Below are 12,838 nucleotides of genomic sequence, written 5' to 3'. Positions count from 1 at the left end.
TGCGTGGCGCTCAGCACATGGGGAGGCCGGACATCAGACCGCGAGGGCCTGCTTGACCTGGGCCAGGCTCGGGTTCGTCATGACCGACTCGCTGCCCGCGGCGGAGGTGACGAGGACGGTCGGAACCGTCTGGTTGCCGCCGTTCGCCTTCTCCACGAACGCGGCGGACGCGGGGTCGAGCTCGATGTTGATCTCGGTGTACGCGATGCCCTCCCGGTCCAGCTGCTTCTTCAGCCGGTTGCAGTAGCCGCACCAGGTCGTGCTGTACATCGTGACGGTGCCCGTGTCCTGCATGCTGCGCTCTCCTCTGTGAAGGCTCGGTGGTCCGAGTACTCGAACGCACGGGACCGCGCGCCCATTCCCCGCCCCGCGTTCCGGCGCCGGTACGACTGCCGGTACGCCCTCCGGTACGACGGCCGGTACGGCCTCCGGTACGACCGGCGGGGCGGGCCTGTGGACAAGTTCCCGGCCTCCCCGGGAGACCTGGCAAGCTGGCTGGGTGACATCAGCAACGCACACCTCATCCATCACGCCCGGCGCCGACTCGGCCGACTCGGCCGACGCGGTGCTCCTGGGCCTGGACCCGGAGCAGCGCGAGGTCGCGACGACCCTGCGCGGGCCGGTGTGCGTGCTCGCGGGCGCCGGTACGGGCAAGACCCGGGCCATCACCCACCGCATCGCCTACGGGGTCCGTTCCGGCCAGCTGATGCCCGCCAGTGTGCTGGCCGTCACGTTCACCAACCGTGCCGCCGGCGAGATGCGCGGCCGCCTGCGCGAGCTGGGCGCGGGCGGGGTGCAGGCGCGGACCTTCCACTCCGCCGCCCTGCGCCAGCTCCAGTACTTCTGGCCCAAGGCGGTCGGCGGGGACGTGCCCCGGCTGCTGGAGCGCAAGATCCAGTTCGTCGCGGAGGCGGGCGCGCGCTGCCGCATCCGCCTCGACCGGGGCGAGCTGCGCGACGTCACCGGCGAGATCGAGTGGGCGAAGGTCACGCAGACCGTGCCCGCCGACTATCCGGCGGCCGCCCGCAAAGCCGGCCGCGAGGCCCCCCGCGACCTGGCCGAGATCGCCCAGATCTACGGGACGTACGAACAGCTCAAGCGCGACCGCGGCATGATCGACTTCGAGGACGTGCTGCTCCTCACCGTCGGCATCCTGCAGGACCGCCACGACATCGCCGAGCAGATCCGCACCCAGTACCAGCACTTCGTCGTCGACGAGTACCAGGACGTCAGCCCCCTCCAGCAGCGGCTGCTGGACCTGTGGCTCGGCGAGCGCGACACCCTCTGCGTGGTCGGGGACGCCAGCCAGACCATCTACTCCTTCACCGGCGCCACCCCGGACCACCTGCTGAACTTCCGCACCAAGTACCCGCAGGCCACTGTGGTCAAGCTGGTCCGCGACTACCGCTCCACCCCCCAGGTGGTCCACCTCGCCAACGGGCTCCTCGCCCAGGCCAAGGGCCGCGCCGCCGAGCACCGCCTGGAGCTGGTCTCCCAGCGCGAGACCGGCCCCGACCCGGTCTACGCCGAGTACACGGACGAGCCCGCCGAGGCCGAGGGCATCGCCCACCGGGTCCGCGACCTCGTCGCGGCCGGGGTCCCGGCGGGCGAGATCGCCGTGCTCTACCGCATCAACGCCCAGTCCGAGGTCTACGAGCAGGCCCTCGCCGACGCCGGAGTCCCCTACCAGCTGCGCGGAGCCGAGCGCTTCTTCGAGCGCGCCGAGGTCCAGAAGGCGATCCTCGCCCTGCGCGGAGCCGCCCGCTCCGGCGGCAACGACCGGCTCCTCGACGACGTCGTCGAGCTCGGGTCCCAGGTCCGGGCCGTCCTCAGCTCCACCGGCTGGAGCAGCGCACCGCCCGCCGGTTCCGGAGCCGTCCGCGACCAGTGGGAATCGCTGGCCGCACTGGTCCGCCTCGCCGAGGACTTCGCCCGCGGCCGCCCGGCCGCGACCCTGGCCGACCTCACGGTCGAACTGGACGAGCGCAAGGCCGCCCAGCACGCCCCGACCGTCCAGGGCGTCACCCTCGCCTCGCTGCACGCGGCGAAGGGCCTGGAGTGGGACGCCGTGTTCCTCGTGGGCCTGACCGACGGCATGATCCCGATCACCTATGCGAAGACCGACGAGCAGGTCGAGGAGGAGCGCCGGCTGCTCTATGTCGGCGTCACCCGTGCCCGCCACCACCTGACGCTCTCCTGGGCCCTCTCCCGGACTCCCGGCGGCCGCGGGTCGCGGCGCCCCAGCCGCTTCCTGAACGGCCTGAGACCGGGCTCCCTGGCACCGGGAAGCCGGCCGGGCGGTCCGGCCGAGCCCGGGGCCCGCAAGCGGAGCCGCCGCGGACCTGCCGTGTGCCGGGTCTGCCGCAAGACCCTGACCGACGCCGGCGAGCTCAAACTGATGCGCTGCGACGACTGCCCTTCGGACATGGACGAAGGGCTCTACGAGCGGCTGCGCGACTGGCGCGCCGTCCAGGCGAAGGCCCAGGGCATGCCCGGCTACTGCGTCTTCACGGACAAGACGCTGATGGCCATCGCGGAGGCCGCGCCCTCGCAGGAGGGAGAGCTCTCGATGATCTCCGGCGTGGGTGCCCGGAAGCTCGAGCGGTACGGAGCCGATGTGCTGGCCATCTGCGCAGGTGAGGAGCCTGGGACGGAAGATCCTGACGACGCGTAGAAACTCGTCGGAAAAATAGTTTGCACATGCCCAGCGAAGCCCCATAGGTTCTTAGCAACGGAAACGGTGGCTTCTCCGAAGCCCCTGATCCGTGCTGTACTTATCCGAATACGCATGGGACCAGGCCTCCGGGCCGAAGTCCCCGAGACGCCGAGAGGAGGCGAGACCAGTGACCAGCTTCATCACCACCACCAAAATGACCGATCGCTCGGTCGCCGCTTCCTGCACCCTCGGCTCCTCCTCGCTCCTTGCCCTCACGGGTACCGGTCTGCCGGTCACCGGTCTGTCCGCGCTGTGCGCTGACAGTGCCGTCCGGCCCGCCGCGCCGAGCGCGCTGCTGGTCCGTGACCGCAATGAGCGACCGATCCAGGCACCGGTGGCAGTAATGGCAGCAGAAGCCCAGGCGCATGGCGCCTATGCCTTTGCGGCCGCAGCCGGTGCCGGAGCCCAGACGACGCAGACGAAGAAGCAGCACCACCTGATGTGGGCCTACCGCGGGCTCGAACCCTGGAGTGATCCAGCCTGATCTGACGATCAGGCCGGCGCCTTCAGGGCCGCGGAACCCCACCCGGGATCCGCGGCCCTTCTGTTTGTCCCCGAACAGGGGACGACGGACCGAAGGGGCGAGGTACCCCAGCCGCCCCCGGCCGACCGGCCGGAACGACTAGACGAACAAGACGAGGAAGAAACCACCGTGCAACTCGAAGCGCACGCCCCGTCCGTACCGAAGACCCAGACCCTCTCCCCGCCCGCAGTAGTCCCGGAGGACTCCACCTTGACTCCCCTCACCGCGCTGACCGCGCTCGACGACGCCATCGAGAACCTCGGCGTGCCCGTTGCCTGTCGTACCTACGACCCCGAGGTCTTCTTCGCCGAGTCCCCGGCCGACGTCGAGTACGCGAAGTCCCTCTGCGGCACCTGCCCGCTGGTCGAGGCCTGCCTCGCCGGTGCGCTGGAGCGCCGCGAGCCCTGGGGTGTCTGGGGAGGCGAGCTCTTCGTCCAGGGTGTCGTCGTCGCCCGGAAGCGTCCCCGTGGCCGTCCGCGCAAGAACCCGGTTGTCGCGGCATGACCGCCCACGGAACCATCGACCGCCCCCTCACGCACGACCCCCTGAAGCAGGCCCTCATGTCCCCCCACGCCACCACGAGCGAGCAGCCGCACGGCGCCGCCACCGCAGACTTCATCACCGCCGGCGCGAACACCTCGCGTCAGAACAGGACCCGCGAAATGCAACTCATCCCAGAAGCCATGGCTCGTGCCCATATGGACGACCGCATGCGTGAGGTCGACGCCGAGCGTCGCGCCGTACGCCTGGTCGCCGCGCGGCGCATGCAGCGACGAGCCGAGCGCGTCTCGCTGCGCGCCCGGCGCGCGCTGGCCATGGCCGTCATGCACTGACCGAGCCCGAAACGGCCCGGCAGGACCAGAAACAGCATCAGAAGAAGCACCAGAGCAAACCACCGGGGGACCGGCCCGAAGGGGCTGGTCCCCCGGTGCGTTGCGGAGCGCTCCCCGGCTCCCCCGGGGATATCGTCTGGAGGTGGACCAGCCGACTCCCCACCCGGCACCGCCGGGAACCGAGGCCCCGCCCGTCGTCTGCGCGCGCTGCGGCGCCCAGTCCCCGGCCGGCCCCCCGCCCACCTGGACGTGCTCCGTGGAGAACGGGACCAGACAGTACTTCTGCGTCGACTGCGCGCGTGCGAACCTCCGCGCCATCGAAGGCCGCCTCGACTCCGCCTGGTGGTGAGCGCCGGCCCGCGCCCGCCCGCCGCGGCCCGGCTCAGCCCTCGTCAGGCAGGAACCCCGGCAGCCAGGAGTCCAGCTCCTCGCGGAGCCTGACCGTGGCGCCGAGCTGGCACAGCACCCCGATGGTGCTGAGCGTCACCCGGTGGATCAGCAGGTAGGAGGGCGGCAGATTGATCTGCCGGCCCAACTGGTGCGCGGGGGAGCGGGGATCGGCGATCCGCGCGGCCTGGCCGCGCAGCCACGTCCGGGTGAAGGTGAACTCCTCGGCTTCGGCCGGTTCGAGCATCGGCCGCAGGTAGTCGAGCACCGCGTCGGCCTCCAGCTCGATGGACTCGCGCACGAACCCCTCCCCGCGCAGATGCCCGTAGACCCCCTCGGCATCGCCGTCCAGCGCCATCCGCAGCGACCGGCCGATGGGCTTGGGCCAGCCGCCCGGCAGCCGGTCGACCGTCCCGAAGTCCAGTACGCCCAGCCGCGTCCGGCCGTCCGCCCCGGTGATCAGCCGGAAGTTGCCCGGGTGCGGATCGGCGTGCAGCAGTCCGGTCCGCGCCGGGCCGGAGAAGAGGAACCGGGCCAGCAGCTGTCCGGCGCGGTCGCGCTCCTGCGGGGTGCCGTCGGCGATCACCTCCGACAGCGGGGTCCCCTCGATCCAGTCCGTCACCAGCACCTGGTCGCCCTGGTGCACCACGTCCGGCACGACGACGTCCTCGTCGCCGTCGAAGGCGTCCGCGTGCGTCCGCTGCGCCTCGGCCTCCAGCTCGTAGTCCAGCTCCTCCGCGACCCGGTCGCGCAGCTCCTTGATCAAGGGCTTGATGTCCATGCCCGGGATCAGCGGCCCGAGCAGTCCCGCGAACCGGCTCAGCTGCTTCAGGTCCGACAGCAGGGCCTCACCGGCCCCCGGGTACTGGACCTTGACCGCCACCTGGCGGCCGTCGTGCCAGACCGCCCGGTGCACCTGCCCGATCGAGGCCGCCGCCGCGGGCTTGTCCTCGAACTCCTCGAACAGCTCCCGCCAGTCCGCGCCGAGCCGCTCCGACAACACCTGGTGCACCGTGGCCGCGGGCAGCGGCGGGGCGGCCTCCTGGAGCTTGGTCAGCGCGGCCCGGTAGGGCCCGGCGACCTCTTCGGGCAGCGCGGACTCGAAGACCGAGAGCGCCTGCCCGAACTTCATGGCGCCGCCCTTCAGCTCTCCCAGCACGCGGAACAGCTGCTCGGCGGTGCGCTGCTGGAGCTCGCGCGCCACCATCTCGGCCGACTTGCCGCCGATCCGCTTGCCGAGCCCCCAAGTGGCCCGGCCCGCTATGCCGAGCGGCAGCGCGGCCAGCTTGACGGTACGGGTGACCGCCTTCCGGGGAAGATCAGACATACGCCCCTCCAATTCCCAGACAGCTGAGCCGCAAGCCACGGTCCGGGGGAGCCCCCCGAAGGCCTTCCCGGCCACAGGCATCCTGTCATGGCCCTTCGCGCCCACCCCGTCCGAGTGCCCCGCTCTCCAGCCCGGCACCCAGTGGGAATCCACCGGGTCGGCAGACGCCGCCGGCCCCCGTGGGCCAGCATGGACGGACGGCGGACCATGTACGGGGCGGGGGAGGACCGGGCGATGGCGGGGCGGCGTCCTTCGAGGCAGGAACTGATCCGGCGCCGGCGTTCCGTCGGCTTCATCGGCAGACAGAGCGAGGTGACCGCCTTCCGCGACGCCCTGCGCCAGCCCCCGGAGGAGGCGGCGCAGTTCCTCTTCCACGTCCGGGGCCCGGCGGGAGTCGGCAAATCGACCCTGGTGAGGCACCTGGAGACCATCGCCCGCGAGGGCGGGGCGCTCACCGCGTACGTGGACGAGTCGGTCGGGGACGTCGTCGAGACCATGGAGGTCATCAGCGCGCAGTTCGCCCAGCAGGGCCTGGCACTGAAGGGCTTCGACAAACTGCTCGCCACCTACCGTCAGCGCCGGCACGAGGCCGACGCCGGAGGCCTCGCCGGCCCTGTGGGGGCCGACCCGGCGGTGGGAGGCGCACCGCCCCCGCCCCCGTCCCCGTCCAGCGTGGTCGCCTCGCAGATCGGCCTCGCCGGGCTCGGCATGATCCCGGGAGTCGGCGCCTTCACGGGCGCGGTGGACCCGAACCAGGTCGCCGTCGGAGCGGACCGGGTCAAAGCCCTCCTCAGCACCCGGCTGCGCAACCACGGCGACGTTGAACTGGTCCTCTCCCCGCTGGACGCGCTGACTCCGGTGTTCCTCCGGGAACTTGCCGAGGCGGCCGGCAGACACCCGTGGATCGTGCTCCTCTTCGACACCTACGAGCGCACCGGCCCCCTGCTGGACACCTGGCTGCGCGACGTGCTCGGCAGCGAACGCTACGGGGAGTTCCCCGCGAACGTGCTGGTCGTCCTGGCCGGCCAGTCGAAGCTGGCCGCCCGCACCTGGGAGGACTGGCACGACCTGGTCACCGACTGGCCGCTGGAGATCTTCACCGAGACCGAGGCGCGCGAGCTCCTCACCGGCAAGGGGATCACGGACGAGCGGGTCGTCGAGGTGATCCTGCGCCTGTCGGGCCGGCTCCCGGTCCTGGTGTCCACCCTGGCCGAGACGCAGCCGGGAACGGTGGAGGAGGTGGAGGAGATCGGGGACCCCAGCGGCACCGCCGTCGAACGGTTCCTGAAGTGGGTGCCCGGCTCTGCCCACCGGGCCGCCGCCCTCGCCTGCGCGTTCCCGCAGGAACTGGACGAGGACGTGTACCGGGCGGCCGTCGAGGAGGAGGCGGCCGAACTCTTCGGCTGGCTCCGGTCGATGCCCTTCGTCACCGACCGCTCGGGCCACTGCCGCTATCACGAGGTGGTCCGCGGCGCCATGCTGCGCCTGCAGCGCAGACAGTCCCCGATCCGCTGGGAGCAGCTCCACACCCGCCTGGCCGACGCCTTCCGCGACCGCCGCGCGCACCTGGAGGAGGCGCCCGCCCCGGCCAAGGGCTGGTGGTCGGACGAGACCTGGCGCGGCTACCGCCTGGAGGAGGCCTACCACCGCCTCTGCGCCAACCCCCGCACGGCCCTCCCTTCCGTCCTGCGGGACTTCGTCGACGCCTACCGCCACGGCATCACCACCCTCCGCCGCTGGGTCACGGTCCTCACCGCCGCGGCCCGCGACACGGACTCCTCCGATGTGGTCCGGTGGTCCGGACTGTTCGAGGCGGCGCTGGAAGAGCCGGAGCCCGCTGTCGCCGTCTTGACGCTCCTCCTGACCCGTGCGCGACTCGACACGGCCGGTCAAGCGCTGGCCCTGCGGCTTCGCGGTCGGGAGCATCGCAACGCGGAGCGCTATCCGGACGCCCTGGCGGACTACACGAGGACCCTTGAGCTGGACCCGGAGAACGAACAGGCCTTTTTCGGCCGGGCCCGGACCCATCACCTTGAGAGCCGCACCGACGAGGCGATCGCCGACTACACCCGCGCCGTGGAGCTGCATCCCGAGAATGTTCGCAACCTCTCCTACCGCAGCCTGGCCTACACGGGAGCCGGGCGGTACGCACAGGCACTCGCGGATCTGGACCGGGCCAGGGAACTCGCCCCGGACGACATGTGGGTGTTCACCACACGCGGCAGGGTTCTCTGGGCGCTGAAGCGCTACGACGACGCGCTTGCGGTTCTCGACGAGGCCGTCGTTCGCATGCCGGAGGACGCCTTCGCCTGGCGGATCCGTGGCGCCGTCCTGCAAGACACCCGAAGGTACGAGGAGGCGCTCTCCGACTTTTCGCGGTCCATCGACCTGAACCCCGAGCAGGACTGGGCCTTCACCCGCCGTGGCAATGTCCTGCGGTCCCTCGGCAGGTCCGAGGACGCGGTGGCCGACTTCACGCGGGCCATCGCCCTCGCACCCGATTCTGCCTGGGCCTTCTCCTGCCGGGGCTACGCCCATCGGTCCCTCGTGCGGTACGGGGACGCGGCGGCCGACTTCACGCGGGCCATCGCACTCGCTCCGGATTCCCACTGGGCGCTCGCCGGCCGGGGTGAGACCCACGCGGCCGCGCGGCGGTACGAGGAGGCGCTGGACGATCTGTCCCGTGCCGTCGAGCTGAAGCCCGACTACCTCTGGGCGTGGCGCCGCCGCAGTGACGTGCATGTGGTCCTCGGGCGGTACGAGGAGGCGCTGGCCGACTTCGATCAGGCCGTCGGCCACGACTCCGCGGACCACCACACCTTGGCCGTGAGAGGTTTCCGCCTGCGCAAAGCGGGCCGCTGCGAGGAGGCTCTCGCCGACCTCGACCGAAGCCTGGAAAGCGCGCCGGACGAAGCCTGGGCGCTCACCTGCCGCGGACTGGTGCTCCGAGTGCTGGGCCGCTATGACAGAGCCGCCGAGGACCTCACCCGGGCGGCCGGTATCCAGCCGGACATGGTCTGGGCGCACTACGAGGCCGCTGTCGTGGCGCAGTTGCTCGGGCGGCCCGCCCGGGACGAGCACATCCGGCGGGTGCTGGAACTCGTCGGCTCCCTCGCGCCGGCCGACCTCTCCCCGTCGGACATCGGGAACCGGCTCCTCGTGCGGTGTCTGACGGCGAGCTGGGGCGAGGTGGCGCAGGACCTCACTCGGTTCCTTGCGGCCGATCCGACCCCGGGCGAGCTTCGGGAGCTGCTCCTCGCCCTCCGCAGCCTCGTCCCCGTCCTCCCGTCGGCCGAGCCCCGCATCGAGGGGTTCTGCCGGGTACTTGAGGAGCGGCTCGCGCCGCCGCCACCGTCGTAGCCACCTCACGCCCCCACCCCCTGCCCCGCCGGGACCCTCGACGCCGCGCACGGGCAGTCCGGATGCGGATGCACCGGGGTGGGCTGCCAGTGGAGGGTCGGGAGGGAGGCCTCCCAGCGGGTGGCGGCGGAGGCGGGGAGTTCGCCGTCGAGGAAGGACAGGGCGTGGGCCGCGGCCAGGCCGGCCACGGCGGTGGACAGGCCCAGGTCGCAGGCGGCGGCCGTGCGGCGGCGGTGGGCCGAGCGCCACTGGACCAGCATGCGCGGCCAGGCCGGATCCCGGTCGATCCGGTCGCGCTCCATGCAGCCGGCGCACGCCGTGGCTCCGGGGAGGACCAGCGGTCCCACCAGCCCGGTGCCCTCCAGTACCCCCGCGTAGAGGTGAGGGGTGCCGGTGGTGACCCAGTCGGCCGCCGTCTCGGGGTCGGGGGCCCAGGACTGCAGGCCGTCGCGGGGGGCGACCACCACCAGGGCGAGCCCCGGCTCCGGCCCCTCGCTCTCCCCGGCCCGGGGCCCGCGGCCGGGGGCAGCGTCCCGGACCGCCGTCCGCGCGGCCTCGGCGCGCAGCCGTCCCACGCTGCCGGGGCCCAGACCGCCCGGCGCCACGTCCGCCGGCTGGGTGCGGCCCCCGTCGAGCACCTCGACCCGGCCGATGCCCGCTCCCGCCAGGACCGAGGCGATCACCGCCCCCACCCTGCCGCTCCCGCGCACCTGAACCCGTATCACCCGCCGGGCGGCGACGCCCTGTAAGTCCCCGCCCGGCCGGGGGTGCACCAAGGACAGCGACCCCAGGTCCGGGCCGAGCCGCTCCAGGGTCTCCGGCCGGTCCCGCACCGCCTGGGCGCGGGGGCCGCCCGCCGTGGCGTCGTCGAGCAGCCCTGCCGCCGCCAGCCGGCGCACCACCTCGTCGACCCGGCCGTCCGGGAGCCCCATCGCCCTGCCCTCCGACCGGAGCAGGTCCATGCCCCGCGTCCCGTCGATCAGGTCGAGGAGCGAGCCCGTCGCCGTGTCCACCGGGCCGAGCACCACCGCGTGGGCGGGCGTCACCCCGAATTGCACCGTCTGCAGATCCCGCCATGCCCGTGCCAGCGCCGGCTTCACCTTCGGATACATCGCGGTCCTCCTTCGCTTCGCGGTTCATTCGCGCGCCGCATTCCCCTGGCGTGCGTCGCTTTCCGCAAGATTGCCCGCCCGGCGAAAAGCTTGCGGAAGTTTGTCCACAGGCGAGGGGTATTAGCTATATGAAATGAATGGATGGGGTTCCCTGGGCAGACCTCGAGCCGATCGGTTCCTGTTCGACTCGGGGAGGGGCGGGACTTCCGCCGGGGCGAGCGGGTACCGTCATGGCGTGTCAGCCGATCCACCGCAGCGCCCCGTGGAAGTCCGCCGGAGCGCACGCCGCCGCAGGACCGTGTCCGCCTACCGCGAGGGTGACCGCACGGTCGTCCTCATCCCTGCCCGGATGTCCGAGGCCGAGGAGCAGCGCTGGGTGGGCGTCATGCTCGACAAGCTGGCGGCGCAGGAGAGCAAGCGCACCATCGGCGACGCGGAACTCGCCGAGCGCGCCGAGCGTCTGTCCGAGCAGTACTTCAGCGGCCGTGCCCGCCCCCGCACGGTCCGCTGGGTCACCAACCAGAACACCCGCTGGGGCTCCTGCACCCCGGCCGAAGGCAGCATCCGGCTCTCGCACCGCATCCAGGGAATGCCGGAGTACGTCGTCGACTACGTGCTGCTGCACGAGCTGGCGCACCTCCTCGTGCCCGGCCACGGCCCCCGTTTCTGGGAACTGCTGGAGGCCTACCCGCGCACCGAGCGGGCGCGCGGGTACCTCGAAGGAGTCGTCGCCGCCGAGCGCCTTCCGAAAGTTCCGGCCGCCCGCGAGGAATGATCCGCATTTGGCCGTTATTTGTCCGGGATGTCACACCTCGTGATATGTACCGGGTCGGTACCGACTTGGCCCGATGTCCGAGGTTGGCGTTAGCCTGAGCGGCACGCATTCACAGTCGGGATGGGGGACGGTCTTACGTATGGCCAGGGAATTCCAACGCGGTCACAAGGCCAAAATCAGTGATCTGACGGCGGGCACGGACCTCTATGTGGGTGTCCAGATCGCCGGGCCCGGACTCGCCATCGACATCAGCTGCTTCGGCCTCGACGCCAACGAACAGCTCTCGGACGACCGCTACTTCGTCTTCTTCAACCAGCCGAAGTCGCCGGAGGAGTCCATCCAGCAGCTCGGCGCGCAGGCCGGCGACACCGAGTCCTTCCGGGTGACCCTGGACCGCATTCCGGCCGGCATCCACAAGCTCTCCTTCGCCGCCTCGATCGACGGCGCCGGGCAGATGTCGCAGGTCGGCCCCGGCTACATCCGCATCGTGGCGGGTGGCGAGGAAGTCGTCCGGTACTCCTTCTCGGGCTCGGAGTTCAGCACCGAGCGCGCGCTGATGATCGGCGACTTCTACCTCAAGGACGTGTGGCGCTTCGCCGCCGTCGGCCAGGGCTTCGACGGCGGGCTCGCCGCGCTGCTCCAGAACTTCGGCGGCGAGGTCGCCGAGGAGGAGCAGCCCGCGCCGCAGGCGCAGGCCCCGGCCGGCGCGCCCGGCTTCGCCCCGCCGCCGCAGGGTTCCGCCCCGGCGCCGTCCTTCGGCGCCCCCGCCCAGGCGCAGCCCCCGGCCCCGGCGCCCTCCTTCGGCGCGCCGCCCCAGGCCCCGGCGCCCGCCCAGGCCCCCGCCCCCGCGCCGTACCAGCAGCCCGTCCACGCGGCCCCCACCATGGCCGCACCGATGGGCGCCCCCCTGGCCCCGCCCGCCCCCGCGCCCTACGGGCAGGTCCCGCCGCCCGCCCCGGCCCCCGCGCCGTACGGACAGCAGCCGCAGCCCTCTTACGGCCAGGTCCCCGGCCAGCAGCAGCCCCCGTACGGCCAGCAGCCCCAGGGCTACGGCCAGCAGCCCGGTTTCGGCCAGCAGCCCGGCCAGCCGCCCCAGGGCTACGGCCAGCCCGCCCAGGCGGTGCCCGCCGCCGGCGCCGGACTCGCCGCCGCCCTCCAGCCGTACAAGGAAGCCCCCACCGGCGCCCGCTGGACCCCGCAGAACCAGCAGCTCATGCGCGTCGACCTCTCCATGGGCGGCCAGGCCGTCCTCGCCCGCCAGGGCAGCATGGTGCTCTACCAGGGCAAGGTCGACTTCAGCTACAAGGGCGCGGGCTTCGCCGGCCGCGTCGTCGGCAACGCCACCGGCCAGGAGATGCAGCTGATGCGCTGCACCGGCCGCGGCCAGGTCTTCCTCGCGGAGAACGGCGCCCACCTGCACGCCATCGAGCTGCAGGGCGACGGCATCTGCGTCTCCGCCGAGAACGTCCTCGCCTTCGACGAGTCGCTCCAGCACGAGATCCGCCGCATCGAGGGCCACGGCATCCCGGGCGGCGCACTGTTCACCATGCAGTTCCAGGGCACCGGCACGGTCATCGTCAAGACGCACGGCGTGCCCGTCGTCCTGCCCGTCACCCCGACCACCTTCGCGGACAGCAACGCCATCGTCGCGTGGTCCTCGGCCGCCCAGGTGATCATTTCCAGCCAGGTCCGGCTGCGCCGCAACGCCTACCCCGGCCACAGCGGGGAGACCGTGAACCTCCAGTTCCGCGGCGCCCCCGGCAACTTCATCGTCGTCCAGCCGTACGAGGTCTGAGGGAGCCCCA

11 protein-coding genes are annotated in these 12,838 nt (G+C 72.2%); 8 read left to right on the top strand and 3 right to left on the bottom strand.

Annotated elements, in window-relative coordinates; translation table 11 throughout:
- Positions 1-33: 33 nt before the first annotated feature.
- Complete coding sequence (locus tag ACWCP2_RS29995) at positions 34-294, bottom strand: mycoredoxin (protein WP_450911690.1); 261 nt, start codon at positions 292-294, stop codon at positions 34-36.
- Between the two features lie 205 nt (positions 295-499).
- Here ACWCP2_RS29995 and ACWCP2_RS29990 point away from each other — a divergent pair, with 205 nt between their 5' ends.
- The 5 genes from ACWCP2_RS29990 to ACWCP2_RS29970 all read left to right on the top strand — a co-directional run bounded on the left by ACWCP2_RS29990 (position 500) and on the right by ACWCP2_RS29970 (position 4,421).
- Positions 500-2,674 carry an ATP-dependent DNA helicase UvrD2 gene (locus tag ACWCP2_RS29990; RefSeq protein ID WP_450911689.1) on the top strand — a complete coding sequence of 725 codons (2,175 nt, stop codon included), beginning with the start codon at positions 500-502 and terminating at the stop codon, positions 2,672-2,674.
- 169 nt (positions 2,675-2,843) lie between these two features.
- Positions 2,844-3,200: a hypothetical protein gene (locus tag ACWCP2_RS29985; RefSeq protein WP_450911688.1), complete on the top strand. Its 357-nt coding sequence runs from the start codon at positions 2,844-2,846 to the stop codon at positions 3,198-3,200.
- A 168-nt stretch (positions 3,201-3,368) separates the two neighbouring features.
- Positions 3,369-3,743, top strand: a complete 375-nt coding sequence (locus ACWCP2_RS29980; protein ID WP_266881030.1) for a WhiB family transcriptional regulator — start codon at positions 3,369-3,371, stop codon at positions 3,741-3,743.
- Positions 3,740-4,072, top strand: a complete 333-nt coding sequence (locus tag ACWCP2_RS29975) for a hypothetical protein (protein WP_450911687.1) — start codon at positions 3,740-3,742, stop codon at positions 4,070-4,072. The genes ACWCP2_RS29980 and ACWCP2_RS29975 overlap by 4 nt, the downstream gene beginning before the upstream one ends.
- Positions 4,073-4,214: 142 nt before the next feature.
- Entirely contained in the window at positions 4,215-4,421 is a 207-nt protein-coding gene (locus ACWCP2_RS29970) for an ADP-ribosylation factor GTPase-activating family protein (protein WP_266881032.1), read from the top strand.
- Positions 4,422-4,454: 33 nt separating this feature from the next.
- On the opposite strand, the gene ACWCP2_RS29965 is transcribed toward ACWCP2_RS29970, so the two are convergent.
- Positions 4,455-5,786: an ABC1 kinase family protein gene (locus ACWCP2_RS29965; protein ID WP_450911686.1), complete on the bottom strand. Its 1,332-nt coding sequence runs from the start codon at positions 5,784-5,786 to the stop codon at positions 4,455-4,457.
- A 189-nt stretch (positions 5,787-5,975) separates the two neighbouring features.
- Between ACWCP2_RS29965 and ACWCP2_RS29960 the strand changes: the two genes are divergently transcribed.
- A complete protein-coding gene (locus ACWCP2_RS29960; RefSeq protein ID WP_450911685.1) occupies positions 5,976-9,146 on the top strand; it encodes a tetratricopeptide repeat protein in 3,171 nt (1,056 codons plus the stop codon).
- Positions 9,147-9,151: 5 nt separating this feature from the next.
- On the opposite strand, the gene ACWCP2_RS29955 is transcribed toward ACWCP2_RS29960, so the two are convergent.
- Positions 9,152-10,258, bottom strand: coding sequence for a ThiF family adenylyltransferase (locus ACWCP2_RS29955; RefSeq protein WP_450911684.1), 1,107 nt, complete (start codon positions 10,256-10,258; stop codon positions 9,152-9,154).
- A gap of 133 nt (positions 10,259-10,391) precedes the next feature.
- Here ACWCP2_RS29955 and ACWCP2_RS29950 point away from each other — a divergent pair, with 133 nt between their 5' ends.
- Positions 10,392-11,033, top strand: a complete 642-nt coding sequence (locus ACWCP2_RS29950) for a M48 metallopeptidase family protein (protein WP_450911683.1) — start codon at positions 10,392-10,394, stop codon at positions 11,031-11,033.
- 139 nt (positions 11,034-11,172) lie between these two features.
- Positions 11,173-12,828, top strand: a complete 1,656-nt coding sequence (locus ACWCP2_RS29945) for a TerD family protein (RefSeq protein ID WP_450911682.1) — start codon at positions 11,173-11,175, stop codon at positions 12,826-12,828.
- The last annotated feature ends 10 nt before the right edge of the window (positions 12,829-12,838 follow it).

The sequence above is a fragment of the Streptomyces sp. NPDC002104 genome (assembly GCF_053593795.1).
This window is presented reverse-complemented; position numbering and strand designations above follow the sequence as displayed.

Bases quoted from the DNA above. Each gene is read 5' to 3' on its own strand.
- ACWCP2_RS29995 (WP_450911690.1), bottom strand. From the start codon at position 294: ATGCAGGACACGGGCACCGTCACGATGTACAGCACGACCTGGTGCGGC.
- ACWCP2_RS29975 (WP_450911687.1), top strand. From the start codon at position 3,740: ATGACCGCCCACGGAACCATCGACCGCCCCCTCACGCACGACCCCCTG.
- ACWCP2_RS29965 (WP_450911686.1), bottom strand. From the start codon at position 5,786: ATGTCTGATCTTCCCCGGAAGGCGGTCACCCGTACCGTCAAGCTGGCC.
- ACWCP2_RS29960 (WP_450911685.1), top strand. From the start codon at position 5,976: ATGGACGGACGGCGGACCATGTACGGGGCGGGGGAGGACCGGGCGATG.
- ACWCP2_RS29955 (WP_450911684.1), bottom strand. From the start codon at position 10,258: ATGTATCCGAAGGTGAAGCCGGCGCTGGCACGGGCATGGCGGGATCTG.
- ACWCP2_RS29950 (WP_450911683.1), top strand. From the start codon at position 10,392: ATGAATGGATGGGGTTCCCTGGGCAGACCTCGAGCCGATCGGTTCCTG.
- ACWCP2_RS29945 (WP_450911682.1), top strand. From the start codon at position 11,173: ATGGCCAGGGAATTCCAACGCGGTCACAAGGCCAAAATCAGTGATCTG.